Origin of the sequence: Streptomyces polyrhachis (genome assembly GCF_042663125.1) — a bacterium.
Lineage (GTDB): Bacteria > Actinomycetota > Actinomycetes > Streptomycetales > Streptomycetaceae > Streptomyces > Streptomyces polyrhachii.
The window spans coordinates 37936-64530 of record NZ_JBHSZO010000017.1 but is presented as its reverse complement, the minus strand read 5'-3'; the positions used below and the strand labels follow the sequence as shown (position 1 = coordinate 64530).

The following is a 26595-nucleotide window of genomic DNA, read 5'->3' as shown; positions in this document are numbered from 1 at the left end:
CCGATCATGGACCTTCTCAACGGATCCCTTCACGAGGTCGACCCGGACGTCGCGGCCGCCGTCGACGCCGAGCTGCGCCGCCAGCAGGACACGCTGGAGATGATCGCCTCGGAGAACTTCGCCCCGGTGGCGGTGCTCCAGGCGCAGGGCTCGGTGCTGACCAACAAGTACGCCGAGGGCTACCCGGGCCGGCGCTACTACGGCGGCTGCGAGCACGTCGACGTCATCGAGGACCTCGCCCGCGACCGGATCAAGGCGCTCTTCGGCGCCGAGGCCGCGAACGTGCAGCCCCACTCGGGCGCCTCGGCCAACGCGGCGGCGATGTTCGCCGTGCTCAAGCCGGGCGACACCATCCTGGGCCTGGACCTGGCGCACGGCGGCCACCTGACCCACGGCATGAAGATCAACTTCTCCGGCAAGCTCTACAACGTGGCCGCCTACCACGTGGACGCCGAGACCGGGCAGGTCGACATGGCCGAGGTCGAGCGCCTCGCCAAGGAGCACCGCCCGCAGCTGATCATCGCGGGCTGGTCGGCGTACCCGCGTCAGCTGGACTTCGCGGAGTTCCGGCGGATCGCCGACGAGGTCGGCGCGCTGCTGATGGTGGACATGGCGCACTTCGCCGGCCTGGTGGCCGCGGGGCTGCACCCCAACCCGGTGCCGTACGCGGACATCGTCACCACCACCACGCACAAGACCCTCGGCGGTCCGCGCGGCGGCGTCATCCTGTCCAAGCAGGAGCTGGCCAAGAAGATCAACTCCGCGGTCTTCCCCGGTCAGCAGGGCGGTCCGCTGGAGCACGTGATCGCGGCCAAGGCGGTCGCGTTCAAGATCGCGGCGGGTGAGGAGTTCAAGGAGCGCCAGCAGCGCACGCTGGAGGGCGCGCGGATCCTCGCCGAGCGGCTGCTGGCGGACGACGCCCGCGAGGCCGGCGTCTCCGTCCTGTCCGGTGGTACGGACGTCCACCTGGTCCTCGTCGACCTGCGCGACTCCGAGCTGGACGGCCAGCAGGCCGAGGACCGCCTGCACGAGGTCGGCATCACGGTCAACCGCAACGCGGTGCCCAACGACCCGCGCCCGCCGATGGTCACCTCCGGCCTGCGGATCGGCACCCCGGCGCTGGCCACCCGCGGCTTCACGGCCGAGGACTTCCGCGAGGTCGCGGACGTCGTCGCCGAGGCGCTGAAGCCGGGCTTCGACGGGGCGAAGGCCGCGGAGCTGTCGGCGCGGGTGTCCGCGCTGGCCGCGAAGCACCCGCTGTACCCGGGGCTCTGAGCCTCCTTCGCGTGAGCTGCGCGTCGGTGCGGTGCGGGGCCGGTCTGTAACCGGTCCCACACCGCACCGATGCCGCCCTCCCGCGCCGATGGACGCACACTGGAGGAGGGCCTCCCCCGTGTCCACGTGATCCGGGCGCTCGATCCCCGCGCCCCACCGGGCCGCTGTGTCGACCTGCCGCCCGCCCCCGCCTGTCCGGCACGACCCCCGCACCACGCACGACGCACGACAGGACAAAGGAGTCCGATTCCACCGTGGCTATCTCCGTGTTCGACCTCTTCTCCATCGGCATCGGCCCCTCCTCGTCGCACACGGTCGGCCCGATGCGCGCCGCCGGGATGTTCGCGCGGCGCCTGAAGAACGACGGGCTGCTCGCGCACACCGCCGCCGTACGCGCCGAGCTCTTCGGCTCCCTGGGCGCCACCGGCCACGGGCACGGCACGCCCAAGGCCGTCCTGCTGGGCCTGGAGGGCTACTCCCCCCGTACGGTCGACGTCGCCTGGGCCGACACCGAGGTGGCGCGGATCCGCGAGAGCGGGAAGCTGCACCTGCTCGGGGCGGACATAGGGGCCGACCACGAGCTGGACTTCGACTACGACAGGGACCTGGTGCTGCACCGGCGCCGCTCCCTGCCGTACCACGCCAACGGCATGACCCTCTTCGCCTACGACGACTCCGGGGTGCCGCTGCTGGAGAAGACGTACTACTCGGTCGGCGGCGGCTTCGTCGTGGACGAGGACGCGGTCGGCGAGGACCGCATCAAGCTGGACGACACGGTGCTGGCGTACCCGTTCCGCACCGGCGACGAGATGGTGCGCATGGCGCGCGAGACGGGCCTGTCGATCTCCTCCCTCATGCTGGAGAACGAGAAGGCGTGGCGCTCGGAGGAGGAGATCCGCGCCGGGCTGCTGGAGATCTGGCGCGTGATGCAGGAGTGCGTGGCGCGCGGCATGGCCGTCGAGGGCATCCTGCCGGGCGGTCTGAAGGTACGCCGCCGGGCCGCGCAGACCGCGCGCCAACTGCGGGCGGAGGGCGCGCGCGACTCGCACGCGATGGAGTGGGCGACGCTGTACGCGATGGCGGTGAACGAGGAGAACGCGGCGGGCGGCCGGGTGGTCACCGCGCCGACGAACGGCGCGGCGGGCATCATCCCGGCGGTGCTGCACTACGCGCGCGACTTCGTCCCGGGCACGGACGACGACGCGATCGTGCGCTTCCTGCTGGCAGCCGGCGCGATCGGCATGCTCTTCAAGGAGAACGCCTCGATCTCCGGCGCGGAGGTCGGCTGCCAGGGCGAGGTCGGCTCGGCCTGCTCGATGGCGGCGGGCGGCCTGGCGGAGATCATGGGCGGCACCCCCGAGCAGGTGGAGAACGCGGCCGAGATCGGCATCGAGCACAACCTGGGCCTGACCTGCGACCCGGTCGGCGGCCTGGTCCAGATCCCGTGCATCGAACGCAACGGCATGGCGGCGGTCAAGGCCGTCACGGCGGCCCGCATGGCCCTGCGCGGCGACGGCCGCCACTTCGTCTCGCTGGACAAGGCGATCAAGACGATGAAGGAGACGGGCGCGGACATGAAGGTCAAGTACAAGGAGACGGCGCGGGGCGGGCTCGCGGTCAACGTGATCGAGTGCTGATCGAACTCGCCCTGACCTGGGAGGTCTTGCGTTTCGGAGCGCTCACGACGCGTTGTCGTTGATCGCTCCGGCGCTCCCCAATTGCTCCCCGGGAAACGCTCTGAAACGGCCACACCCTGCGTCGCGACGGTTGTCCGATGTGGGGCTAAGGGCTGTCCCGTAAACGATCTTCGAGTGGGTCGGGACGTGCTCGGCCCCGCAGTGGGCGGGCTCGTCTATCCGGCGAGGGCGAGGTTGTGCAGGCGGGCGATGCCGAGCATGGCGTGGTGGACACCGTCGCCACGTAGTCGGCAGTCGCGCAAGATCTTGTAGGTCTTCATGCGGGCGAAGCAGTGCTCGACACGGGCCCGAACCTGCTTGTGCGACTTGTTGTGCGCCTGCTTCCAGGCGGGCAGTTCCTCGCCGTTGCGGCGGCGGTGCGGCATCACGAGCCCGGTGCCCGGATAGCCGCCGTCGGCGATCGTGGTGGTGTTGCCGACGGCGGCCTTCATGCCGGACTCGGCCCAGGCCCGGCAGTCGTTGCGGTTGCCCGGCAACGGTCGGCCGACCACCACGACCCGACGGGTGTCAGCGTCGATGACTACCTGGTGGTTGGTGGAGTAGCGGTAGTTCTTCGACTGCTCGGCGACGTTGTGATCGCGGGTGGGTACCAGGGTGCCGTCCACGATCAGTACCGCGTTCTTGGCGAATCGCCGGCGGAGCTGGAGGGCGAGCTTCGGCCCGAGGTGGTCGATTACCCGGTCGGCGGCCGACTTCGATACGCCGAACAGCGGGGCCAGTTGTCGCATGGTCAGGTTCGTCCGCCAGTACGCGACGACCAGCAGTACCCGGTTCTCCAGTGACAGCTTCCACGGTCGGCCCCGACCGCCGACGTCGGCGCCTTCGCTCCGCAGTTGGGTCACCAACTTGCCGAAGAAGCGAGGGCTCAGCCCAGTGAACGGGGCTATCCAAGACGGCTCCGACGCCGTAATCACACCAGCCACGCCAAGATCATTCCAGCATCGGCCAACCGGCCGCGGCCCGCCCGCATCATGGAAATCAGGCGACCGATCTCAGCGCATCGTCCAGGATGACCTCATGAGTCAAGACCTGGTGGGGTTCCTCCACGCACGGCTGGATGAGGAGGCCGACCTGGCCCGACGCTGCGAAGGTGACGACTGCGGGGAGTGGACCGCTCGCGGGCACACGGTCGACTTCTGCCAAGGAGAACTCCCCGGCTTCCATCCCACGATTGCCCTCCATGTGGCGCTGCACGACCCGTCTCGCGTCCTGCGGGAGGTCCAGGCCAAGCGGCGCGTGCTCGCCCGCCATGCGCTCAGTCCAGCCACGGGTGACCCCGAACTGCCGTGGGACAACCGCGATGACTGCCAATACGACGGCGAGACCTGGCCATGCGACGACCTGCGCGACCTCGCCTCTCCCTACGCCGATCACCCTGACTACCCCAGACGACCCTGAGCCGAAGATCGTTTACGGGACAGCCCTTAGACTCTTATCTCGCGTTGCGTCTGCGGGAGTTGGAGGCGGACAGCTCTCGTGCTACTTACGTTGCCGACGGTGCCTGGAGCATCCCCTATCTGGACGTCGACGGTCGACGAGTCGGCCTGATGACGGATGCCTACCGGGAGGAGATCTGCGCGCCCTTGGGCGTGAGTGGCCCCAACGACCCGGCCGTTTCCCCCTACGGTTCGTGCTCTTCACCGCAGAGGCTCGGGAAGTCATGGACGATCACGATACGGTGTGGCTTCCCCAGATGCTGGCCTACCTGGCTGGCGCGATCCAGGCCAACCCCCACGACCCGGCGCTTCATGAGATCCACGCCGACGTTATGGCTCGTCCCGATCTCCACCAGCGTTACCTGCGCATCGGTCCAGACCTAGAGGGCATCTCTGACCCAAGTGTGCCCCGGTTCGTCAGCCTGCCGCACGAGAAGTGGACCCGCAGCGGCATCATGATGATCGTCGACCCACTACACCTGCTGGGCCCCTTCGGCTTCCGCCGCATCACGCCACTACCGGTCGAAAAGTTCCAGTAATCCATAAAGAGGGTCGCTATTCGGACATTTCCCGGTCGAAAGTTGGCGCATAGTCGCTGCAGCGATGCCGCCTGTGCACGCGTCATATGCCTCGTGCGATTCGCTGGAGGGCGCACGGGGCAGGATCTGCGGCCAGATACACCACACTCCAGTGCCAGAGCTGGCCGAAGGGATATTTCCTCGTGACTGCCGCCGCTGTACAGATCGAGCCCAGGCTGCCATGGCTACCCACCCCCCCATCGGCTGCCGAGCTGCCCGCATTGCGCTCACCGCTGCCCAGTCAGTGCCACCCCGCGGCCGGTCCGGCTCTCGAGGAGAGCATGCTGACCTGGGCCATGCGCTTCGACTTGGTCCGCACCTCCGCCGCAGCTGAGCACTTCCGCCAAGCGGGTTTCGGCCAATTCGCTGCCACGGTGTATCCGCGCGCTGTGTACCTGGAGTTGGTCGCACAGTGGCAGTTGTTCAACTGGATCGTGGATGATCGCTTGGACGAGGGCTACGAGGGGCTGACACCCGAGGGCCGCACGGAGCTGGCACGCAGGCTGCTCGCCCAGCTCCGGGTGGACCTGGACGCTCCCGAACCGTGGGGCCCACTGGCGGCTGCTATACGCGACCTGTGGCAGCGTACAGCCCCCTTGATGTCACCGAGGTGGCGCTCCCGCTTCATCGCGAACTTCCGTGACTGGCTCACCTTCAGCCTGCGCCAGCACCACAACTCTCACGACGCCGCCCTTCCTGTCCCCGAGCTGGTGACGTTCCTGCGCCGCCGCCGGATGAACTCGGGCTGCTTGATGAGCTTCGACCTCATCGAACCGGCGAACGGCGTGGAGGTCGCCCCGGAAATCGCCGAGAGCGAGGCCTACCGCGAGATACGGGCCGCGGCCAACGACGTGGTCAGCTGGACCAACGACCTTTACAGCATCCGCAAGGAGATCGCGCGCGGAGACCACGAACACCTCGCCGCGATCCTGCTGCTTCGTGATCCCGCCAGCGGATGGACGCAAGCACTAGCGCAGGCAGCGACCATGGTCGACCTCGTCACCGGTGACTTCCTCGCCGCGTGCGAGGACCTGCGCTCCATGAAGCCGCTGATAGACAGCGAAGCTGCCTGGAGCGGGGTCGAGGCATCCCTTGAGGACCTGTCGCTGTGGATAGCCGGCAGCCTGAGCTGGCACCGCTGGTCCCCCCGCTACCGCGACGTCGAAGAAGCCACCACTCCGATCCCCTCCTACATCGAAGCCCACCTGAAGTAGCCCGACGGGCCGAGAACCCCTGACACCCTGCGTCGCGGATCCGGCTGCACAGGTCTCCCCCGCACTGCCATCGACTGGCCCGCATGCCGCCTTGAGCGCTGGGGCGTTGACGGAGGTGCGTCGCCCGGCCGAACTGGGAGGGCGTCCTTCTACGGGCGCGGGAGTGGTGCCAATCCCTCGGGAAGGTCGCTGATGCCCTTGCGCTGGTACCACGCCCTCATCCAGGCGATGATCTCCCTGCGCTCCAGGCGCCACGCCTCCCCGGGCGGGAGGGGGAGGAGGAAGCGGACCGCGAAATCGACGCTCAGCGCACTCCAAACCGGCGTGCGGGTTTCCTCGCTCGCCGGGAGCGGCTCGTCGCGCACCTGCACCGCGTCAGTCAGCACGGCTGACGCGGTGCAGGTGGTGGAGGCGGCGATCCACCCCCAGGTGAACTCCCTCTTCCCGGCGGGCAGCACGAGGTTGCGGCACGCTCCGGACCGGCTCTCCACCATGACGCGTGCGCCGGAGGCCAGGGGACCGTCAGGAGACGGGATACCGACATAGACACGGTCCTCATCGAACGGCACGCAGTCCCCTTTATCTGTACAGGCTGGTCTGACACGGTGGCGTCCCCGCAGAGGATAGAGCTCTGCTGCGCGCCCCGGCCACGGCGCATCTGGAATCACATCCCCCTGACCCAGCGCACGAGGCTCTCCCACAGGCGGCTGCGGCTCTTCGGGGGCGTCGGCACGGCCGCCGCCTCGGCGGCTGGAGCAAGCAGAGACGGCGCAGGGGCGGTTGCCGGAGGTGTGGAGGCGGTGGCCCGGTCGGTGCGCAGCGCCGTGAACGTCACTGGGAGTTCGAGGAGTTCGCGGGAGAGCAGGGAGGTCTGCCATCGGATGTCCTCAGCCGGGACTGCCAGACTCACGTCGGGTAGGCGGGTGAGGAGGGTGTCCACGCCGACTTCGGCGATGGCGCGGCCGATGTCCTGGCCGGGGCACTCGTGCGGCCCGCCGCTGAAGGCAAGGTGGGAGCGGTTGCCGTGGACAGGCACCGTCAGGTCGGGGCGGACCTGCGGGTCGGCGTTGCCCGCGGCCAGCCCCAGAACGAGCATGTCGCCGGCCTTGATGTGGTGTCCGGCGAGTTCGGTGTCGGCGGTGGCCCAGCGGCCGTAAACCGCGCTGAAGGGCGGGGTGTCCCACAAAACCTGCTCCAGCGCGTCGGGCAGGGTCATGTGGCCTCCGGCAAGGTTGCCGCGGAAGCGCGAGTCGGTCAGCGTCATGTGCAGGGTGCTCGCGATGAGGTTCGCGGTGGTGGAGTACGCGGCGATCAGCACCAGACGTAGGTGCTGCACCAGCTCCGCGTCCGTCAAGGCAGACCCGTGGGCGATGAGCCAGGTGGCGAAGTCCTCCCCCGGGCGCTCCTTCTTCTCCGCAACGAGGTCTGCGAGGGCCTGTTCGACGAAGGCGTTGCTCTCGATGGCGGTCTCAGTTGCTTTGATCATGTCACGGGCCGCCTCGAGGAGGCGGGGCCCATAGGAGTCGGCCATACCCAGCAGCTTCGTCATCACCAGCATCGGCAGCGCGTCCGCGAACTCCTTCACCAGGTCCGCCTCGCCGCGCTCGCGGAACCCGCTGATGAGCAGGTCGGCGTAGCGGACGATGTAGCGGCGCACCCCTCGATGGTTCAGCTGCTTCATGGTGTCTGTCACTGCGGCGCGCAGCCGCGTGTGCTCCGCCCCTTCGACGAAGGAGCACATCGGTACCCACGTCGTCAGCGGCAGCAGCGGGTTGTCCGGGGCCACGAGGCCCTCGGCAGGTGCGCGCCACAGACGTGAATCGCGACTGAAGCGGGTCGGGTTGCGGGCCACCTCCAGGACCTCCCGGTACCCCAGGACCAGCCACGCTGGCACATCGCCGTGAACCAGCACGGGAGCGACGCCGCCGTGCGCGGCACGCAGGGCCTCATGCAGTTCAGTCGCCTTCTCCTGCGCCTCTGGGCCGTAGATGCGGCGGGCATCGGTGTGCGCCCCATAGGCAGGACAGACAGGGGAAAGAGCGGTTGGCACCGCAGTGGGGTCGGGAGTCACCAGCATCTCCAAGAAGGTGGGCCGGGTATCCCCGGCATTGGCAGGGGGTGTGCGTATGGAGCGTCCGGCCGGTACGGCTCGCTTGCAGTACCGGAAACGCGACCTTCGGGTGAAGTAGTCGTCTATTACAGCGAGTTGAGCGTCCTAGTGTCCGTGTGAACGTCAATGTAGTTCACGATCGACGTACTTCAGGGCGTTCACTGTGTTTGTGCTGCGCGTGCTAGCGCCTACGACCTCTCGTCTGATGCCGCACTCACCAGCCGACGACCAAGGCGATGACAGAGGAAGCGCCCTCAGCAAGGAGTGCGCCGCGCCTCGCCTGGGCCCTTTCGCATCGGTACGGGCTTCCAGGTCGGCGTGCGACTCCATTGCGGAGGGCTTCGAATCTGGCCCGGACGGTAAGCGGGAGGTCCCTAGTGGTGGGGTGAGCGGCATAAACGCCCTGCGCCTCGCGGCCAGTCGCCAACCGGTCCAGCAGTAGGGACGCTTTCGGCCGACAGGGTCTGTCCTGAAGTTGGCTCTTACAAGATTTTCGTAGCCGTTGATCGTGGAGTTTGCTGATCAGTTGAGCAGGATGCGCTGGCGGAGAAGCGGGAAACCGGCCCGGCCGTAGGTCTGGCGCTTGAGCAGTTTGATCTTGTTGTTGACGCCTTCGGTGCGTCCGTTGTGCCAGGGCAGGGTGAGGGCGGCGTCGACAGCGGCCCGGTCGCGTTCCAGGCCGGTGGCGAAGGAGTGCAGGAAGGGCGGGTCGGCCGCGCGGGTCTGGGCGATCCAGGCGGTCAGCCGTTCGGGGTTTCCCGGCGCGGGGGTCAGTAGTGCGGCGAAGTCGCCGATCTGGGTGTGCAGGGCGGTCATCTGCGGGCAGGCGGCGGCCGGTTTGTCGCGTAGTTCGACCTGGTCCGTCTTGAGGTGGGCGGGGGCGGTGAGTATCAGGCGTGCGGTGCGTCGTGGGGAGAGGGTGGCGTGGTCGGCCTCGACGCGGCCCTGGGTGATGTAGCGGACCAGCAGGTTGGCGCTGCCGGTGTAGCCGAGTTCGCGGATCTCGGCGAGCAGGTGGGTGACGGGGACGGCGCAGCCGGACCTCTGCGACCGACAAGGCGACCACCGACCTCGGCCGGATGGCCCGGACAGCACCGAGGATGCCGCCGTTGGAGAAAGTCCAAGGGATGGGGTCGTTTCGTCTATGGGACCGGTGGGGGGTGCGGCGGGAGCATGCGCATGCCAGCTCGTTGCCCGGGGTCGGGTGGCGGGGTCTTTCGGATCTCCTGGGAGTACGCGTGCCTCGTCTTCACTCAGGTCGGCTGCGGGCAGCCGGCGTCGTCTGCGCGGTGCTCGCCGTGCTCGTGCCCGGTGCGGGCGCCTCGGCGGCCTCCGGTGACAGTGACTCCGCGGTCGCCGCCGCGGCCACGTACACGGTCAACGTCGGCGCCAAGGGGCGCTGGTCCCACCCCGACGACACCCCCGCCGCCCCGTACATCGACAAGGACGGCACCTTCTACTTCCAGTCCGCGCACGCGCTGTACGGGGCGAGCGACCCGCGCAAGTGGAACTTCTACTCCGGCACCGACCTGGACACCGCGACCGCCAACAGCACCCTCAGCAACTACGTCAACCCGGCCAACGCCAACGACCGCAACAACGACACCACCTGGCGCTGCAACAACAGCCCCACCGGCCTGGAGTCCACGTTCGCGCCCGCCGGTTCCGGCTACTCGCAGCGCAACTTCTGCGACCTGGCCGGGGTGTGGGTCGACCCGGACACCGGCGACTGGTACGGCCTGGTGCACAACGAGTTCACCCCGCAGCCCTTCGGCGACAGCTCGCACTTCGACGGCATCGACTACGCCGTCTCCAAGGACCAGGGCCGCACCTGGTCCATCAAGGACCACGTGATCACCTCGCCGTACAGCACGGTCCGGGGCGACACCGCCGCCTTCCCGCAGCAGACCTACCACTACGGCGACGGCGACCCGCGCCTGTTCGTCGACACCGCCTCCGGCTACTTCTACGTCTTCTACGGCTCGCGGATCATCGACAAGAACGGCGGCTGGCGGGTCTTCCACGGCCATGTCGCGCGCTCCCCCATCTCCGCGAAGATGGCGCCCGGTTCGTGGCGCAAGTGGTACGACGGCGCCTGGTCCCAGCCGGGCACCGGCGGCCAGGAGAGCAACATGGTCCCCGTCGACGCCGCGCATCCCACGGGCTACACCCCCGCGGCGGACGAGTACGACCCGGCGACCCCGGGGACGGCCAACCAGCAGGTCGCGGCCGGTCAACTGCCGCCCACCTCCCCGATGTTCGTCATGGACATCACGTACAACGCCCACCTGGGGCTCTACATCGGCCAGCCGCAGAACGTCGACCAGAGCGGCAACGCCCCACAGGAGATCTACGCCACCGACAACCTGGCGACGCAGAAGTGGCGGCTGCTCGGGGACACCGGCGGCTACACCAACGCCTCCTGGTACCGCTGGTTCCTGGACAGCGCGAACAGGACCCGCACCGGCATCGTCGGCCGTGACTTCCGCTCCTACTGCTCCTTCGGCTGCTCCAACGGCTCCGCCTCGGAGTACGTCAACCTCAGCATCACCACCGACAGCCCCTCCCTCCCGGTGGCCGCCGGTTCCGGCTACCGCATCGCCAACGGCGGCGGCCGGGTCCTGGCCCAGGCCGCGGGCGGCTCGGGCACTCTGTCCGTGCCGGCGGGCACCGGTTCCGCCCGCGAGTCGTGGACCTTCACCCCGGTCGGCGACGGCTCGTACCGGATCAGCAACGACGCCACCGGCGCCCGGCTCGGCGTGAGCGCCTCGTCCAACAGCGGCCGGGCCTGGGGCGCGGCGCCCACCGTGACCACGCTGCGCAAGAACCAGCCGGCGGTCGGCCAGCAGTGGTTCGTCATCGCCGACACCACCGTCGACGGCGCCCCGACGGGCACCTACCGGCTGGTCAACCGCTACAGCGGCCTGGTCCTGGGCCTCTCCGCGGACGCCTCCCGCTCCGCCGAGACCACCCCGCTGCGCTCCTGGAGCGCCACGGGCGGCGTCGGCGGCACCCGCACTCCCGCCGAGCAGACCCTGACGCTCAGCCGCTGAACCGGCGGGGTGCGCCCCGTCGCGACGGGGCGCACCCCGCCGCGTGGTACCGCTCGACCGGCCCCTCAGCCCCGCTTCGCGCGGAAGGCTGTGGGGCCGTTGCGCAGGGCCATCGCGGTGGCGGTGCGCAGGACCGACCGGGCGGGGTCGGGGTGGTGGCCCGCGCCGATGCGGTGGAGCTGGTCGGTGTGCCAGGAGAGGTCCAGGATGCCGTCCAGCTGGCGGAGGTTCGTCACACGGCCCAGGAGGGGGCGCATGCCCGCGCGGATGTTCGCGCTGGGCAGGGAGTGCGCGCCGGCGTGCAGGATGCGGCGGGGGGCGTCGGGCAGTACGCAGGTGGGGCGGCCCAGGCCGATCACGTCGCACTCGCCGGCGGCCACCGCCTCGTCCATCGCGCTCACCGTGCGGAAACCGCCGGTGACGGCGATCGGGACGTCGCCGGCGAGCTTGCGCACCGTGGCCGCGTACTCCAGGAAGTACGCCTCCCGCGCCGCCGTCGAGGGGCGCATGACGCCCATCATCGCGGGGGCCTCGTACGAGCCGCCGCTGATCTCGATCAGGTCGATGCCCTCGGCGACCAGCGCCCCGACGACCTCCTGGGACTCCTCCTCGCTGAAGCCGCCGCGCTGGAAGTCGGCCGAGTTGAGCTTGATGCCGATGGCGAAGTCGGGGGCGGTGGCCGCGCGGGTGGCGCGCAGCACCTCCAGGACGAAGCGGCGGCGGCGCTCGGGGTCGCCGCCCCAGGCGTCGGTGCGGCGGTTGCTCAGCGGGGAGAGGAACTGGGTGATCAGGTAGCCGTGGGCGCCGTGGAGCTGGACGCCGTCGAAGCCCGCGCTGCGGGCGAGGGCGGCGGCGGTGGCGTAGCGGTCGATGATCTCGCGGATCCCGGTGTCGCTCAGTTCGCGGGGCTTCACCGCGCCGGCCACGCGGGCGGCGACGGCGCTGGGGGCGACGGGGCGGTGCTTGCCGACGAGGGCGTTGGCCTGGCGGCCGGGGTGGTTGATCTGCATCCACAGCGGGGTGCGGTCGGCCGGGGCGGGGCTGTCGGGGGCGTTCTCGGGGGCGTTCTCGGAGGCGTCCGGGAGGGCACCTTGGAAGGCAGCAGCCCAGCGCTTCAGGCCCTCGATATGGCGGTCGTCCTCGATCACCACGTTGCCGGGCTCGCCCCGGTGGCGGCGGTCGACCATGACGTTGCCGGTGACGACCAGTCCGTAACCGCCCTGCGCCCAGCGGCGGTAGAGGCGCTCCAGTTCCGGGGAGGGTCCGCAGTCGGGGGCGCCGAGGGACTCGCTCAGCGCGGACTTCATCAGCCGGTTCGGCAGCCGCCGGCCATTGCGCAGGTCGAGCGGGGCGCTGAGATGGGCCACGGAGGGGCGGTCCGTGTGGCGGGGGTCTTCCGGCATGGCGGACCATCCTCGGCTCGGCGGTATTCGTACGAACGGAAGTACGAGTGTAGTGACACGCCGTCTCGCAGGTCCGCCGCCCGTGCCCACTCCCGGCCCGGGCCGCCCGTCCGGCCCGGGCCGCCCGCGCTACTTGCTCGCCGCGAAGCGCATCAGGGCGCGCTCGTCGCCCTGCTTGATCTTCCCGGTGGTGTTGAGCACTTCGAGCTTCCAGCCGGTGCCGACGCGGATCGCCTTGGCCACCGCGCAGCCGTTGTCCGCGCTGAGCAGGCTCGGCCAGATGTCGGCGACCTGCTGGGCGCTGCCGCCCGTCGCGTCGTAGACCTTGAAGCTGATGTTGCGGGCCTTCTGGAAGCTGCTGCCCTTCTTGTAGGCGGCGGCGACGAAGACGACGGCGGTGACGTTCTGCGGCACCCGCGCGAACTCCACGGTGACCGTCTCGTCGTCGCCGTCGCCCTTCCCGGTCTGGTTGTCACCGCTGTGCACCAGCGCGCCGTTGCCCAGCGGGTCCAGGGAGTCCAGGCCGGCCAGCCGCACCGGGTCGGCGCCGGCCATGGCGATGGCGATCAGGTCGAGGTCCGTGCCGACCTTGCGGTTGAGCTTGCCCAGCAGTCCTCCGCTGCTGCCGGACGTGGGGTCCCAGGAGACCCCGATGGACAGGTGGGTGATCCCGTCCAGGTCCGCCGGGCCGTCTTCCTTCTTCAACGTGATCATTTCGCGTTCCCCTGAGTGTCGAGACTGTGCCGGTCCAACTATCGGAAAGGGTAGGCCGGTTCCCGACCGGCGGGGAGGGCCGGGTGAAAGCGCGGCCCTCCCCGGGCTCACTCCGGGCCGACACCCGCCAGCGCCGGCGGCTCCCGCGTGCCCAACTTCAGCAGCTGGTCCAGGAGATCGGCGCGCCGCAGCAGCCAGCGCACCGTGTGCTCGCGATCGTCGCGCGACGCCTCCGGCCAGGCAGGGGAGCAGTATCCCCGGCCCGTCCACGGGAGTGGAGGCCCGTTGTCATTCCGCGCCATCGGACGCCACCTAGTCCTTCCTGACCTCGACTCGACCCCGCGACAGCAGGACCCGCCAAGGGCGCGAAAGGTTGTACAGGTGCGATCCACCCCACAGCGGTCAGGGGCGCCCACTTCGGGCGGTGAGCGCGCCGTCTCAGCCCGTCAGCGATCCGTCCCGCAGCTCCTTGACCAACTCCCTGGGCAGGCCGTGGGTGTCGTGCAGATAGGCGTAGTCCTCCGGGGTCAGCAGCCGGTTCGTGAAGCGCGGGCGCGACAGCACGCTCCGGCCCCGGCCCAGCAGAGCGCGAAAGCGCCGCTCCTCCTTCAGCAGTACCGTGCGTACCTCCTCGGGCAGGGGGGCGGTACCGAAGTGCCGCCTGGTGTGCTCCAGCAGTTCCTCCGGCAGGTCGGTGAGGGTCCGCAAGGGATCGCCGCGCCAGAGCAGCGCGAGGACGCGCCGCAGCAGTCGGCGCAGTACATACCCCCGGCCGGTCGGGGCGGGCCGTACGCCCTCGCCGATCACCACGAGGCCGGCGCGCAGGTGGTCGCAGACGATCCGCAGTGACTCCCCGTCCAGCGGCCCCCACAGCCCGGGGAGCAGCCGCGACCACGGCTCGAAGAGGTCGGACTCGTAGACCGAGCGCTTCCCCTGCAGCAGCGCGGCCAGCCGCTCCAGTCCCATCCCGGTGTCCACGCTCGGGCGCGGGAGCGGGGTGAGGGTGCCGTCCTCGTGGCGCCGGTAGGCCATCAGTACGTGGTTCCAGACCTCGACCCAGCGCTCGTCGCCCGTCGGTGTCGACACCGGTGGCCCCTCGCCGGTCCAGACGAAGATCTCCGAGTCGGGGCCGCAGGGGCCGGTCGGTCCGTTGGACCACCAGTTGTCCTCGTCGGTCCGCTCGACGGGGACTCCCAACTCCTCCCAGGTGCGCAGGGATTCGGTGTCCGGGCCGAGGTGTCCGTCGCCGCCGAAGACCGTGGCGTGCAGCCGTTCGGGCGGGAGGCCGAATCCGCCGGTCAGCAGGTCGTAGCCCCAGCGCAGGCTCTGCTGGTGGCCGTAGTCGCCGAGCGACCAGGAGCCGAGCATCTCGAAGACGGTGAGGTGGGTGCGGTCGCCGACCTCGCCGAGGTCGGTGGTACGCAGGCAGCGCTGCACGTTCACCAGCCGACTCCCCTGCGGATGCGGACGGCGGCCTTCGAGGTACGGGGTCAGCGGGTGCATGCCGGAGGTGGTGAAGAGCACGGGGTCGCCGGGCGGTGGCAGCAGGGTGGCGCCCTCGACGGGGTGGTGGCCGCGCTCGTGGAAGAAGGACCGGAAGGTGTCGATGATCTGGTCGGATCGCATGGCCGGGGTTCCGTTTCGGCTCGGGTACGGCGAGACGGAAACGGGGCGGGCACAGGAAACCGGCGAGCCGTTTCCGGTCGCCGGCGAAGGGTGGGTACGTCAGGCAGCGGCTACCGGCGAGCTGGTCGCTCGCGCGGCTGCGGTGTGCACACTGGGGCTGACGTTCATGGGCGCGACCGTAGCAGGGAGGGTACCGGCGGGGCAGCCGGTTTTCCGCCGGACGCCGGGCGCCCGACCCCGTACGGACCGGGGGCGACGCCTCACATCAGCCCGTGCTCGCGGCGCCAGTGCGGGCCCACCCGGGCCCATTCGTACGCCCAGGTGTCCAGGCGGTGGCGGTCCAGGCGGTGGGCGGCCCAGCGGCGCAGCAGCCAGCACACGGCGGTGATCGCGGCCGCGGTCGCCACGCCGGCGAAGGTGCCCTGGAGCGCCGCGTCGGAGCGGGTGGGCGGGGCGGGGAGGATGCGGGTGCCGGTGGGGTCCGTCCAGAGCAGCGCCGTGTCGCCGGCCTTCAGCTCGCGCGGGACGCGGGCGGTGGCGGTGAGCCGGCGGCCGTCGTCGGCGCGCCAGCTCACGGTGGCGGGGCGGTGGCCCTGGGGGACGTCGGAGGAGGTGGCGTGGGCCGCGCGGGGGTCGGCGGCCAGCACGGCCCGTACCGGCTGGCGGCCCTCGCGCTGGCGCAGCAGCTGGTGCTGCACGCCGCTGCCGGCCGCGACGCCCAGCAGCACGCCGCCGACCAGGGCGAACAGCGCCGTGAGCAGTACGGCCCAGGCTTCGAGCACATCGGATCGGCGCTTGAGCGCATTGCGCCGCCAGCGCCACAGACGGACGGTCGTCATCATCGCCACGCTCCCCTGCGAGTGTCGCACCGCAGGGGCGGGGTCACATCTCGGCGGGGGCGGGGAGGGTGGCAGGGGCGCCGTACAGGGGGCGTACGGGGCGGCCGTACGGGAAGGCGCCGCCCTCAGCGCTGCGGGACGCGCATCTCGAACCAGGTGGACTTGCCGCGCGGCAGCAGGTCCACCCCCCAGCGGTCGGCGATGCGGTCCACGTGCGCCAGCCCCCGGCCGCTGGTGTCCAGGTCGCGCACCGGCAGCAGGCACGGCAGCCCGCGCGAGGGGTCGCGCACCTCGACGCGGATACGGCCCTGCTGGCGGTGGATGCGCAGGCCGAAGGCGCGGGCGCCGGTGTGCCGGACGGCGTTGCCCACCAGCTCGGAGACGAGCAGGACGGCGGCGTCGGCGCGCTCGGCGCTCAGCCCCCAGGAGTCCCGCAGTAAGGCGTGGGTGAGGCGGCGGGCGGTGGCGGCGGACTCGGGGCGCGAGGGCAGCCGGACCTCTCCGACGGAGGGGTCGCCGCACAGCTCCAGCACGGAGGCCCCGTCCGGGAGCGGCTGCGGGGAGGGCTGCGCGGACAGCTGCGAGGACGCCTGCGGGCGCCCCTGCCGCACAGGCTGCTGCATTCCCTCCGGTCCCGCCATGCCCCCATCATGGCCGGGCCGCAGGCTCCGCGTGGGGGTTCCGCATGATTCGCGGCGGGCGAACTCCCCTCCGCATCACGGCAGTTGGGCATATGCCAGCAGCATCATCCACCCACCGGGGCTCGTTGACCTGCCACAACGCTCAGGTCCCGAGCGATCGCCGAGTGTGATCACCCGGGACGGGCGGCCGGGAAAATCTTCCAGCGGACCCCTACGTGAACGCGGCCTTTACTTGAACGTGGCCTTGCCCGGCCCCTCCTCCACGAAGCTGCGCATGCCGATCTCGCGGTCCTCGGTGGCGAACAGGCCCGCGAACCAGGTGCGTTCGATGGCCAGGCCCGTCTCCAGGTCGGTCTCCAGACCCGCGTCCACCGACTCCTTCGCCGCGCGCAGCGCGATCGCGGGGCCCTTCGCCAGCCTGGCCGCCCAGGCGTGCGCCTGCTCGTAGACCTCGGCGTCCGGGACGACCCGGTCGACCAGGCCCATCGCGAGGGCCTCGGGGGCCTTGACCATCCGGCCGGTGAAGATCAGGTCCTTGGCCTTCGAGGGGCCGACCAGCCGCGCCAGTCGCTGGGTGCCGCCCGCGCCGGGGATGAGGCCGAGCAGGATCTCCGGCTGGCCGAGTCTCGCGGACTCGCCGGCGAAGCGGACGTCCGCGCAGAGCGCCAGCTCGCAGCCGCCGCCCAGGGCGTAGCCGGTGATCGCGGCGACGACGGGCTTGGGGATACGGGCCACCGCGCCCAGGGACTCCTGCAGGGGGCGGGCCCGCGCGACCATCGCCGCGTGGTCCATGACCTGCATCTCCTTGATGTCCGCGCCGGCCGCGAAGACCCGCTCGCCGCCGTACAGGACGACCGCGCGCACGTCCTCGCGGCGGGTCGCCTCCTCGGCGAGTTCGCGGATGCGGTCCTGGGTGGCGATGTCGAGCGCGTTCATGGGCGGGCGGTCCAGGCGGATCGTGCCGACGCCCTCGGAGACCTCAAGGTGTGCAGTCATGGCCCTGAGGTTAGCGGCCGCGACTGCGCACCTTGAGGTCTCCGAAGGCGTCGGCCCCGGTGCGCTTGCTCACACCGGGGCCGACGAGGAGACGCTGCGGACTCAGCTCTGCGGAGCCGTCCACTCCGACCAGGACAGGTTCCAGCCGTTGAGGCCGTTGTCCGGGCGGACCGTCTTCTCCTTGGAGTTCTTCACGACCACCACGTCGCCGATGATCGAGTTGTTGAACATCCAGGCCGCCGGCATCGCGTTGTTGCCCGCGCCCCGCACGTCCTGCAGGCCGACGCAGCCGTGGCTGACGTTCGCGGAGCCGAAGGTCGGCGCGCCCGCCCAGTAGTTGCCGTGCATGAAGGTGCCGGAGGTCGTCAGGCGCATGGCGTGCGGGACGTCCTTGATGTCGTACTCGCCCTTGCCGTCGTTGTCCGTGAAGCCGACCGTCGCGCCGTTCATGCGCGTGACCTTCAGCTTCTCGGTGATGACCATCCGGCCGTTCCAGGTGGGGTTGCCCGGGGCGCCGGAGGTGATCGGGATCGTCTTGATCACGCTGCCGTCGCGCTCCACCGTCATCTTGTGGGTGGCGGCGTCGACCGTGCTGACCTGGCGGCGGCCGACCGTGAAGCTGACGTCCTTGGCCTGCTTGCCGTAGACGCCGTCGGCGGCCTGGACGCCGTCCAGGCGCAGGCTCAGCGTGACCTTCGTGCCGGCCGCCCAGTAGTCCTCGGGGCGGAAGTCCAGGCGCTGGTTGCCGAACCAGTGGCCCTGCACGTCCACGGGCGGGTCGGCGGTGACCTCGATGCCCTTCTCGACGGCCTCGCGGTTCTGGATCGGCCGGTTGAAGTTGATCGAGACCGGCATGCCGACGCCGACGGTCTGGCCGTCCTCCGGTGTGAAGTAGCCGACGAAGGTGTTGGCCGGGACGACGGTGGTGAAGGTCGCGGTCTTCGCGGACTGCAGTCCGGCGGCGTCCTTGGCGATGGCGTTCACCGTGTACTTGGTCTGGGTACGCAGCGTGCCCTTGGGCTTCCAGACGGTGTCGCCCCCGCTCAGCTCGCCCTCGACGGGCTTGCCCGCGCTGTCGGCGACCTTGACGGTGACGAGCGTGCCCTTGCTCGCGGTGATCTTCAGTGCGTTCTCGGTGGCGACGCCGTCGGCGCCGTCCTTCGGCGAGATGGAGACGACGGCCTGGGAGACCTTCTTCGCGGCAGGGGCCGCGTCGCCGTTCTTGCCGTCGTTCTCACCGGAGTCCGAGTCTCCGCCACCGCAGGCGGTCACCAGCACCAGCACCAGCCCGGTGAGCGCGGCGGATATCCCACGCCGCGTCCGCGAGCTGCGCCGGGCCGCACCGGACCCCGCTATCGGATTCCTGTTCAAAGCCGCGCTCTCCCCTCGACCGTCTCGAAAGACATGCCCCCGCGCGCCTGGCGCGCACGAACAATAGATAACCACACCGGTGAGGCGGCTCCGGTCGCCGCCGTGTCACCGTTCGGTCCCAAGTGGCAGGTGGGGTGCGAGGAGCGGCCCGGCGGCCCCGGCGCCCTCAGCTCCGCAGCGCCGATCCGGCCCGCCACCTGGGCCAGGGCAGGTTCCAGCCGCCGTAGCCGTTGTCCGAACCGACCGTCTTCTGCGGGGAGTTGACGACGCGTACGAGATCGCCCGGCAGCGTGTTGCGGAAGAACCAGCCGGCCGGCGAGGCGGGGCTGCCGCCCTTCTCGTCCGGCAGTCCCACGCAGCCGTGGCTGGCGTTGACCGAGCCGAAGGCGGAGCGGGGCGTCCAGTAGTTGCCGTGCAGGAAGGTGCCGGAACGGGTGAGGCGGACGGCGTGGGGTACGTCCGAGATGTCGTACTCTCCGGCGAATCCCACTGTTTGACCGTTCATGCGGGTGGTCCTGAGGCGTTCCATCACCACCATGTAGCCGCTGTACGTGGGGGTGGCCGCCGCCCCCGCCGAGACGGGGAGGGTGCGCAGCAGGCGGCCGTCGCGGCGCACCTCGATGGTCTTGGCGCGGGCGTCGACCGTGCTGATCACGCTGCGGCCGATGGTGAATTCGAGTTTTTTGTCCTGAATGCCGTAGTAACCCCCGCCGCCGTGCACGCCCTTGAGCCGCAGGGCGACGGTGACGGCCGTGCCCGGCCGCCAGAACGCGCGCGGGCGCAGGTCCAGGCGGCCGTCGCCGAACCAGTGCGCGGCGACCTCCACCGGCGGGCGCGCGGTGACGGTGACGGCGCGCTCCACGGCCGCGCGGTCCGCCACGGGGCGGCTGAAGACGAGCGAGACGATGGTGCCGACGCCGGCGGTGGAGCGGTGCTCGGGGCTGAAGTGGGCGACGAAGCGGCCGGCGGGGGCGCGGGTGCTGAAGGTGGTCTGCCGGGAGTGGCGGCGGCCGTGGCCGTCGAGCGCCACGGCGTGCACGGTGTAGCTGCTGGCGACCGCGAGGCGCCCGGCGCTGGGGCGCCAGCTCAGGCCGTCGCCGGCGATGGCCCCGGCGACGGGGGTGGACTCGCCGTCGGCGGTGCGCACGACCCGTACCCGCTCCAGGCGCCCGTCCAGTACGGCGACCCGCAGCCGGGCGTCCTCCCGTACGTTCACCGCGCCCGCCCCCGGGGTGACGCGGATCTCCTGGCCGTCCCCGCCGCCCGTACAGCCCGCGCCGCCCAGGCCCAGCAGCGATCCCAGCAGCGCGATGATCGAGGCGCGACGACGGCGCCCGCTTCCACGTCTCACGCCTGTCCTCAACGAGCGGGAGGGGGCGGGGGAAACGCGCAAAGGGCCGCGGTCGTACCGCAACGGTGTTCGGGCAGGGCCTCGCTGGGAAGAACAGGTGGGAGGACGGGACTCCTCGTTCCTACGGAACTCCTCGTCAGTGACAGGGCAGTTGGGTGCGAGCCGCCGGAGGCCGATACGTGTCGAGCGCGACCGAGGGGCGGCACGCGCTGTCCGCAGCGGGGAGCACGGCGGTGCGCGGCGAGCGGGGCGGCGGCGGGCTGTGGCCGGGGGAGCCGCAGCCGCTGGGGGCGTCCTTCGGGCGCGGGCCCGGGGGTGTGGAGGGGACGAACTTCGCGCTGTGGGCGGCGGGCGCGGAGGCGGTGGAGGTGTGCCTCTTCGACGAGGCGGGGCGTGAACAGCGGCTATCCCTGCGTGAGTTGACCAACGAGGTGTGGCACGGCTTCGCACCGGGCGTGCGGCCGGGGCGGCGCTACGGCTACCGGGTGCACGGGCGGTGGGATCCGTGGACGGGGGCGCGCTGGAATCCGGCGAAGCTGCTGCTGGACCCGTACGCCCGCGCGGTGGACGGGGAGTTCGGGCGGGCGGGGGACGCGCCGGCGCTCTACGGGCACGTCGCCGGCTGGCCGCAGGCCCCGCCGGCCGACACGGTGCGCGACGAGCGCGACTCGGCGCCGTACGTGCCCAAGGGCGTGGTAACGGCCCCCTTCGACCCCGGCGCCCCGGGCGGCGACTGGCGCCGTCCCCGCACGCCGTGGGCCGAGACCGTCCTCTACGAGCTGCACGTGCGCGGCTTCACCCGGCGCCATCCGGGGATCCCCGAGCCGCTGCGGGGGACGTACGCGGGCCTGGGGCATCCGGCGGCCGTGGAGTACCTGTCGCAACTGGGCGTGACGGCGGTGGAGTTGCTGCCGGTGCACCAGTTCGCCCCGGAGGGTCCGCTGCTCGCGCGCGGGCTGACCAACTACTGGGGCTACAACTCGATCGGCTACTTCGCCCCGCACGCCGGCTACGCCTCCGGCGGCACGCGCGGGCAGCAGGTGGCGGAGTTCCGCGCGATGGTGCGGGCGCTGCACGCGGCCGGTATCGAAGTCGTCCTGGACGTGGTCTACAACCACACCGCCGAGGGGGGTGAGCTGGGGCCGACGTACAGCATGCGCGGCATCGACAACCGCGGCTACTACCGCCTGGCGCCCGACGCGCGCCGCTACACCGACTTCACCGGCTGCGGCAACACCCTGCACGCCGGGCACCCGCAGGTGCTGGCGCTGATCACCGACAGCCTGCGCTACTGGGTGACCGAGCTGGGCGTGGACGGCTTCCGCTTCGACCTGGCCACCGCGCTGGCCCGCGGCGCGCACGGCGACCAGGGGGTCGACATGCTCTCCCCTTTCCTCGCCGTGCTCGCGCAGGACCCGGTGCTGCGCGAGGTCAAGCTGATCGCGGAGCCCTGGGACGTGGGCGCGGGCGGCTACCGCGTCGGGGGCTTCCCGCCGCCGTGGAGCGAGTGGAACGACCGCTACCGGGGGGCGGTGCGGGACTTCTGGCGCGGCGCGCTGGCGGACGTCCGCGATCTGGGCTACCGGCTCTCCGGCTCCTCCGACCTGTACGACCGGGGCGGGCGGCGCCCGTACGCCTCGGTCAACTTCGTCACCGCGCACGACGGTTTCACGCTGCGCGACCTCGTCTCGTACGACCGCAAGCACAACGCGGCCAACGGGGAGGGCAACCGGGACGGCACCGACGACAACCGCTCCTGGAACTGCGGGCAGGAGGGCGAGACCTCCGACGCCGCCATCGCGGCGCTGCGGCGGCGCCAGGTCCGCAACCTGCTGGCCACGCTGCTGCTCTCCACCGGGGTGCCGATGCTGGTCGCGGGCGACGAGCTGGGGCGCACGCAGGGCGGCAACAACAACGCCTACTGCCAGGACAACGAGGTCAGTTGGCTGGACTGGTCGCTGCTGGACGACCCCGGCTGGCGCTCGGTGCACCGGCTGGCGGTGCGGCTGATCGCGCTGCGCCGCGCGCATCCGGTGCTGCGGCGCGGGGCGTTCTTCTCGGGGCGGGCGCGGGACGGGGACGGGCTGCGCGACCTGGCCTGGTTCACGCCGCAGGGGCGGGAGATGACGGAGTCCGACTGGTACGGCCCCACGGAGACCTTCGGCATGTACCTCTCGGGCCAGGACCTGGCCCAGCGCGATCCGCACGGCGTGCGGGTGGCGGACGACAGCTTCCTGGTCCTGCTGCACGCGGGGTCGGAGCCGGTCGACGTCCGCCTGCCGGGGGCGCCGTGGGCCGCCTCGTACGAACTACTGGCCGACACCGCCCGGGAGGACCAGACCGAGTCCCCGGGGACCCGGCACCCGGGCGGCGCGACGGTGACGCTGCCGGGGCGGGCGGTGTGGGTGCTGCGGGCGGGATGAGGGGGGGCGGCGGTGCTCGCAGGGAAGGCCGGCTGGGCGCCGGAAAACCAGGTGAAGAGGTCAGGACCCGGCCCGTATGGTCGAAAAGATGCCTGGAAATTCGCTGCCCGAAGCACCCACCGATACCGAGCCGCCGTCCGAACAGCCCGCCGGAAAGCCCGCCGAACGGTCCGCCGTGCGCTCCCTGCTGCGCCTGTGGCCCTACGTGCGTCCCGTCCGCGTCCGGCTGGGGACCGCGGCCCTCACCGCCATCGCCGCCTCCTGTACGGGGCTGCTCATCCCCCTCGTCCTGAAGTGGATCGTCGACGGCCCGGTGGCCGGCGGCGATCCCGCCGGGGTCTGGCTGGGCGGGGCGCTGCTGCTCGTGCTCGGCTGCGCGGAGGCCGCGCTCTTCGGGCTGCGGCGCTGGCTGGTGGCGCGCCCGCTCGCCGGGGTCGAGGCGGCGATGCGCGCCGACCTCTACCGGCATCTGCAGCGGCTGCCCGTGTCCTTCCACGACCGCTGGGCCTCCGGGCAGCTGCTCTCGCGCGGCACGGCCGATCTGATGCTGCTGCGGATGTTCCTGGCCTTCCCGCTGACGTTCCTGCTGGTCAACGCGGTAACGATCGTGGTGGGTTTCGCGATCCTGCTGGCCCAGGAGTGGACGCTGGGGCTGATCCTGCTGGTCCCCGTCCTGCCGCTGATGCTGCTGCTGTCCGCCTTCGAGAAGCGCTTCGCGCACGCCGCGCGCACCGCGCAGGACCAGGTCGGCGATCTGACCACGGTGGTCGAGGAGTCGGTGCTCGGCATCCGGATCATCAAGGGCTTCGGCCGCCACCGCAGCCAGGCCCGCGCCTTCCGCGAGCTGGCGCACCGGCTGCGCGGGACGGAGCTGCGCAAGGCGCAGCTGCTGGCCTGGATCTGGGGGCTGATCATGGCGCTCCCCGAGCTGGCCGTCGGCACGGCGCTGATCGTGGGCACGGTGCAGGTCGCGGACGGGGAGCTGTCGGCGGGTACGCTGGTGGGCTTCCTGTCGCTGGCGATGGCGCTGCGCTGGCCGGTGGAGTCGATCGGCTTCCTGCTGGCGATGAGCAACGAGGCGGCGACGGCGACGGACCGCTTCTTCGAGGTGATGGACCAAGCCGAGGCCGACGAGGGCGACAGAAGCACAGCCGAGGCGGACGAGGGCGACAGTCCGGCTCCTGCTCCCGTACGGGCCGACAGCACCGGCCTGCGCTTCGAGGACGTCACCTTCCGCTTCCCCGACGCCGAGCAGCCCACCCTGCGCGGCATCGACCTGCACGTCCGCTCCGGCGAGACGATGGCGCTGGTCGGCGCCACCGGTTCGGGCAAGACGGCGCTGACCGCGCTCGTCCCCCGGCTGCACGAGCTGACGTCGGGGCGCATCACGCTGGACGGGCGCGACATCCGCGACCTGCCGCGCGACGAGCTGCGCACGCTGGTGTCGGTGGCCTTCGAGGAGCCGACGCTCTTCTCCGCGACGGCCGCCGAGAACGTGCTGATGGGCGGGGACTTCGACCCCGCCGAGCAGGAGGCCGCCCTGCGCCGCGCCCTGGACGTCGCGCAGGCCGGTTTCGTCGACGACCTCCCCCAGGGCGCCGCCACCGAGGTCGGTGAGCAGGGGCTGAGCCTCTCCGGCGGTCAGCGCCAGCGTCTCGCGCTGGCCCGCGCGATCGTCGGGGAGCCGCGTTTCCTCGTACTGGACGATCCGCTCTCGGCACTGGACGTGCACACCGAGGCGCTGGTGGAGGCGGCGCTGCGGCGGGTGCTGGCCGGCACGACGGCGCTGGTCGTGGCGCACCGGCCGTCGACGGTGCTGCTCGCCGACCGGGTGGCGCTGCTGTCGCGGGGGCGGATCGCGGCCGTGGGGACGCACGAGGAACTGCTGCACGGCAACGACGAGTACCGCCGGCTGATGTCCGGCTCAGAGCTGCCGAAGGAGTACGCCCGATGACCACCACCGCCCCCGAGCACCTGGCCGGAGACGAGGACGGCGCGAGCGGCGAAGGCGTCGACGGTACGGCCGGCCCCGCGCAGGACCTCTTCGACCAGGACCTGCTGCCCGCGCCGCCGCACGCCTCGAGGCGGCTGCTCGGCTCGCTGCTCGCCCCCCTGCGCGGCCGGGTCGCCGTCGCCGCGGTGCTGATCATGCTGCAGCAGGCGGCCGTGCAGGTGGGCCCGCTGCTGGTGGCGTACGCCATCGACCGGGCGGTGCCCGCCCTGCGCGGCGGCTCCTACGGGCCGCTGATCGCGGTGGGCGCGGGCTATCTGGGCTGCGCGCTGGCCGCGGGCGTGCTGCAGTACGTCTTCGTACGGGCCTCCGCGCGCATCAACCAGAGTGTGCTGCTGGACCTGCGCGGCCGGATCTTCCGGCACGGGCAGGCGCTCTCGGTCGACTTCCACGACCGCTACACCTCCGGCCGGCTGATCTCGCGGGCCACCAACGACGTGGAGGCGCTGCGCGAACTCCTCGGCGAGGGGCTGCAGGAGCTGATCGCGCTGGTGCTGGCGACGGTCTACATCGGCGTCATGCTGCTGGTGCTGGACTGGGAGCTGGGCGCCGCCGCGCTGGCCTCGTTCGTCCCGCTGGCCCTGCTGGTGCGCCGCTTCCAGCGGCGTTCGGCGCGGATCTACGACGAGCGCTCCACGGCCGTCGCCGCGGTGATCGTGAAGTTCGTCGAGACGATGAACGGCATCCGCCCGGTGCAGGCGTTCCGCCGCGAGCAGGCCAACGACGGGGAGTTCCACCGCCTCAACCGCACCCACGAGAAGGTCAACGGCGACTCCATCCTGGAGATGGCGCGCTATGTCGTCTCCTCGCGGCTGACGGCCAACACCATCCTCGCCGCGATCGTGCTGTGGGGCGCCTACCGGGTCGCGGCGGGCGAGCTGGCGCTGGGGGTGCTGGCGGCGTCGGTGCTCTACCTGCGGCGGCTGTACGACCCGATCGACCATCTGGGGATGTTCCTCAACTCCTACCAGTCGGCGGCCTCTTCACTCCAGAAGATCGCGGGGCTGCTGGCCCAGCGGCCGTCCGTCCCGGAGCCGGCGGCGCCGCGCGCGCTGCCGGAGCCCGCGGAGGGGGTGCGCGGCCGCGAGGTGGTCTTCGACGGGGTGGGCTTCGGCTACCGCACGGGCGGTGAGGTGCTGCCGCACGTCGACCTGGTGATCCCTGCCGGTCAGACGGTGGCGGTGGTGGGCTCCACGGGCGCGGGGAAGTCGACGCTGGCGAAGCTGCTGGCGCGGTTCTACGACGCGAGCGCGGGCCGGGTGCTGCTCGACGGGGTGGACGTGCGGGAGGTCGCGGGCGCCCAACTGCGGCGCGACGTGGTGATGGTGACGCAGGAGGCGTTCCTCTTCTCCGGCACGGTGGCGGAGAACATCGCGATCGGCCGTCCGGAGGCGACGCGCGCGCAGGTCGAGGCGGCGGCGCGGGCGATCGGGGCGCACGAGTTCATCGCGGCGCTGCCCGAGGGCTACGACACGGACGTCCGCAAGCGCGGTGGCCGGATCTCGGCCGGTCAGCGCCAACTGGTCTCCTTCGCCCGTGCGTTGCTGGCCGATCCGGCGGTGCTGATCCTGGACGAGGCGACCAGTTCGCTGGACATCCCCGGCGAGCAGGCGGTCCAGCGGGCGATGCACACGGTGCTGCGGGGCCGTACGGCGGTGGTGATCGCCCACCGGCTCTCGACGGTGGAGGTCGCGGACCGGGTGCTGGTGATGTCGCGGGGGCGGGTGGTGGAGGACGGCCGCCCGCAGGACCTGATCGCGGACCGCGGGCACTTCGCCCAGCTGCACCAGGCCTGGCAGGACAGCGTGGTGTAGGCGGGGGCTCCAGGCGGGGACTCCAGGCGGCGACAAGCGCCCG

The 26595-nt window shown here is 71.4% G+C and carries 22 protein-coding genes; 9 read left to right on the top strand and 13 right to left on the bottom strand.

The features are described 5' to 3' along the window. Positions 1 to 6 precede the first annotated feature (6 nt). On the top strand, positions 7 to 1275 hold the full coding sequence (gene glyA / locus ACFQLX_RS12885) for a serine hydroxymethyltransferase (protein ID WP_386414565.1): 1269 nt from the start codon (positions 7 to 9) through the stop codon (positions 1273 to 1275). A gap of 254 nt (positions 1276 to 1529) precedes the next feature. Continuing rightward, positions 1530 to 2912, top strand: coding sequence for an L-serine ammonia-lyase (locus tag ACFQLX_RS12880; RefSeq protein ID WP_386414564.1), 1383 nt, complete (start codon positions 1530 to 1532; stop codon positions 2910 to 2912). Between the two features lie 215 nt (positions 2913 to 3127). On the opposite strand, the gene ACFQLX_RS12875 is transcribed toward ACFQLX_RS12880, so the two are convergent. Continuing rightward, positions 3128 to 3895: a transposase gene (locus tag ACFQLX_RS12875; protein ID WP_386414563.1), complete on the bottom strand. Its 768-nt coding sequence runs from the start codon at positions 3893 to 3895 to the stop codon at positions 3128 to 3130. 94 nt (positions 3896 to 3989) lie between these two features. Between ACFQLX_RS12875 and ACFQLX_RS12870 the strand changes: the two genes are divergently transcribed. The 3 genes from ACFQLX_RS12870 (at position 3990) to ACFQLX_RS12860 (ending at position 6200) form a co-directional block, all read left to right on the top strand. After that, on the top strand, positions 3990 to 4370 hold the full coding sequence (locus ACFQLX_RS12870; protein WP_386414562.1) for a DUF6221 family protein: 381 nt from the start codon (positions 3990 to 3992) through the stop codon (positions 4368 to 4370). Between the two features lie 232 nt (positions 4371 to 4602). Then, positions 4603 to 4947, top strand: a complete 345-nt coding sequence (locus tag ACFQLX_RS12865; RefSeq protein ID WP_386414561.1) for a hypothetical protein — start codon at positions 4603 to 4605, stop codon at positions 4945 to 4947. 320 nt (positions 4948 to 5267) lie between these two features. Then, positions 5268 to 6200 carry a terpene synthase family protein gene (locus ACFQLX_RS12860; protein ID WP_386414560.1) on the top strand — a complete coding sequence of 311 codons (933 nt, stop codon included), beginning with the start codon at positions 5268 to 5270 and terminating at the stop codon, positions 6198 to 6200. Between the two features lie 149 nt (positions 6201 to 6349). Here the strand turns inward: ACFQLX_RS12860 and ACFQLX_RS12855 are convergent, their stop codons facing one another. From ACFQLX_RS12855 to ACFQLX_RS12845, 3 genes are all read right to left on the bottom strand, one after another. Then, positions 6350 to 6769, bottom strand: coding sequence for a hypothetical protein (locus ACFQLX_RS12855; RefSeq protein WP_386414559.1), 420 nt, complete (start codon positions 6767 to 6769; stop codon positions 6350 to 6352). A gap of 95 nt (positions 6770 to 6864) precedes the next feature. Next, positions 6865 to 8277, bottom strand: coding sequence for a cytochrome P450 (locus ACFQLX_RS12850; protein WP_386414558.1), 1413 nt, complete (start codon positions 8275 to 8277; stop codon positions 6865 to 6867). Between the two features lie 555 nt (positions 8278 to 8832). Then, entirely contained in the window at positions 8833 to 9405 is a 573-nt protein-coding gene (locus ACFQLX_RS12845; protein ID WP_386414557.1) for a transposase, read from the bottom strand. Between the two features lie 143 nt (positions 9406 to 9548). On the opposite strand from ACFQLX_RS12845, the gene ACFQLX_RS12840 reads away from it, so the two are divergent. Beyond that, complete coding sequence (locus ACFQLX_RS12840) at positions 9549 to 11363, top strand: RICIN domain-containing protein (RefSeq protein WP_386414556.1); 1815 nt, start codon at positions 9549 to 9551, stop codon at positions 11361 to 11363. Between the two features lie 65 nt (positions 11364 to 11428). On the opposite strand, the gene ACFQLX_RS12835 is transcribed toward ACFQLX_RS12840, so the two are convergent. The 9 genes from ACFQLX_RS12835 to ACFQLX_RS12795 all read right to left on the bottom strand — a co-directional run bounded on the left by ACFQLX_RS12835 (position 11429) and on the right by ACFQLX_RS12795 (position 20304). Next, complete coding sequence (locus tag ACFQLX_RS12835; RefSeq protein WP_386414555.1) at positions 11429 to 12766, bottom strand: NADH:flavin oxidoreductase/NADH oxidase family protein; 1338 nt, start codon at positions 12764 to 12766, stop codon at positions 11429 to 11431. A gap of 129 nt (positions 12767 to 12895) precedes the next feature. Next, positions 12896 to 13480 carry a TerD family protein gene (locus ACFQLX_RS12830; RefSeq protein WP_386414554.1) on the bottom strand — a complete coding sequence of 195 codons (585 nt, stop codon included), beginning with the start codon at positions 13478 to 13480 and terminating at the stop codon, positions 12896 to 12898. 107 nt (positions 13481 to 13587) lie between these two features. Continuing rightward, positions 13588 to 13782: a hypothetical protein gene (locus ACFQLX_RS12825; protein ID WP_386414553.1), complete on the bottom strand. Its 195-nt coding sequence runs from the start codon at positions 13780 to 13782 to the stop codon at positions 13588 to 13590. 136 nt (positions 13783 to 13918) lie between these two features. After that, the gene (locus ACFQLX_RS12820) at positions 13919 to 15106 is read right to left on the bottom strand and encodes an alanine--tRNA ligase-related protein (protein WP_386414552.1); all 1188 of its coding nucleotides are present in this window, start codon (positions 15104 to 15106) and stop codon (positions 13919 to 13921) included. Between the two features lie 260 nt (positions 15107 to 15366). Next, on the bottom strand, positions 15367 to 15948 hold the full coding sequence (locus tag ACFQLX_RS12815; protein ID WP_386414551.1) for an Rv1733c family protein: 582 nt from the start codon (positions 15946 to 15948) through the stop codon (positions 15367 to 15369). Between the two features lie 122 nt (positions 15949 to 16070). Continuing rightward, positions 16071 to 16586 carry an ATP-binding protein gene (locus ACFQLX_RS12810; RefSeq protein ID WP_386414550.1) on the bottom strand — a complete coding sequence of 172 codons (516 nt, stop codon included), beginning with the start codon at positions 16584 to 16586 and terminating at the stop codon, positions 16071 to 16073. 228 nt (positions 16587 to 16814) lie between these two features. Continuing rightward, positions 16815 to 17582: an enoyl-CoA hydratase/isomerase family protein gene (locus ACFQLX_RS12805; protein WP_386414549.1), complete on the bottom strand. Its 768-nt coding sequence runs from the start codon at positions 17580 to 17582 to the stop codon at positions 16815 to 16817. Positions 17583 to 17684: 102 nt separating this feature from the next. Further along, the gene (locus ACFQLX_RS12800) at positions 17685 to 18953 is read right to left on the bottom strand and encodes a L,D-transpeptidase (RefSeq protein WP_386414548.1); all 1269 of its coding nucleotides are present in this window, start codon (positions 18951 to 18953) and stop codon (positions 17685 to 17687) included. 166 nt (positions 18954 to 19119) lie between these two features. Continuing rightward, positions 19120 to 20304, bottom strand: a complete 1185-nt coding sequence (locus tag ACFQLX_RS12795; protein WP_386414547.1) for a L,D-transpeptidase — start codon at positions 20302 to 20304, stop codon at positions 19120 to 19122. A 209-nt stretch (positions 20305 to 20513) separates the two neighbouring features. On the opposite strand from ACFQLX_RS12795, the gene glgX reads away from it, so the two are divergent. From glgX to ACFQLX_RS12780, 3 genes are all read left to right on the top strand, one after another. Further along, complete coding sequence (gene glgX / locus ACFQLX_RS12790) at positions 20514 to 22727, top strand: glycogen debranching protein GlgX (protein WP_386414618.1); 2214 nt, start codon at positions 20514 to 20516, stop codon at positions 22725 to 22727. A gap of 88 nt (positions 22728 to 22815) precedes the next feature. After that, complete coding sequence (locus tag ACFQLX_RS12785) at positions 22816 to 24681, top strand: ABC transporter ATP-binding protein (RefSeq protein WP_386414546.1); 1866 nt, start codon at positions 22816 to 22818, stop codon at positions 24679 to 24681. Further along, complete coding sequence (locus ACFQLX_RS12780; RefSeq protein WP_386414544.1) at positions 24678 to 26552, top strand: ABC transporter ATP-binding protein; 1875 nt, start codon at positions 24678 to 24680, stop codon at positions 26550 to 26552. Before ACFQLX_RS12785 ends, ACFQLX_RS12780 begins: the two co-directional genes overlap by 4 nt. The last annotated feature ends 43 nt before the right edge of the window (positions 26553 to 26595 follow it).

Bases quoted from the DNA above. Each gene is read 5' to 3' on its own strand.
- ACFQLX_RS12860 (WP_386414560.1), top strand. From the start codon at position 5,268: ATGCTGACCTGGGCCATGCGCTTCGACTTGGTCCGCACCTCCGCCGCA.
- glyA (WP_386414565.1), top strand. From the start codon at position 7: ATGGACCTTCTCAACGGATCCCTTCACGAGGTCGACCCGGACGTCGCG.
- ACFQLX_RS12835 (WP_386414555.1), bottom strand. From the start codon at position 12,766: ATGCCGGAAGACCCCCGCCACACGGACCGCCCCTCCGTGGCCCATCTC.
- ACFQLX_RS12785 (WP_386414546.1), top strand. From the start codon at position 22,816: ATGCCTGGAAATTCGCTGCCCGAAGCACCCACCGATACCGAGCCGCCG.
- ACFQLX_RS12850 (WP_386414558.1), bottom strand. From the start codon at position 8,277: ATGCTGGTGACTCCCGACCCCACTGCGGTGCCAACCGCTCTTTCCCCT.
- ACFQLX_RS12870 (WP_386414562.1), top strand. From the start codon at position 3,990: ATGAGTCAAGACCTGGTGGGGTTCCTCCACGCACGGCTGGATGAGGAG.
- ACFQLX_RS12830 (WP_386414554.1), bottom strand. From the start codon at position 13,480: ATGATCACGTTGAAGAAGGAAGACGGCCCGGCGGACCTGGACGGGATC.
- ACFQLX_RS12825 (WP_386414553.1), bottom strand. From the start codon at position 13,782: ATGGCGCGGAATGACAACGGGCCTCCACTCCCGTGGACGGGCCGGGGA.
- ACFQLX_RS12810 (WP_386414550.1), bottom strand. From the start codon at position 16,586: ATGGCGGGACCGGAGGGAATGCAGCAGCCTGTGCGGCAGGGGCGCCCG.
- ACFQLX_RS12815 (WP_386414551.1), bottom strand. From the start codon at position 15,948: ATGATGACGACCGTCCGTCTGTGGCGCTGGCGGCGCAATGCGCTCAAG.
- ACFQLX_RS12805 (WP_386414549.1), bottom strand. From the start codon at position 17,582: ATGACTGCACACCTTGAGGTCTCCGAGGGCGTCGGCACGATCCGCCTG.
- ACFQLX_RS12780 (WP_386414544.1), top strand. From the start codon at position 24,678: ATGACCACCACCGCCCCCGAGCACCTGGCCGGAGACGAGGACGGCGCG.
- ACFQLX_RS12820 (WP_386414552.1), bottom strand. From the start codon at position 15,106: ATGCGATCCGACCAGATCATCGACACCTTCCGGTCCTTCTTCCACGAG.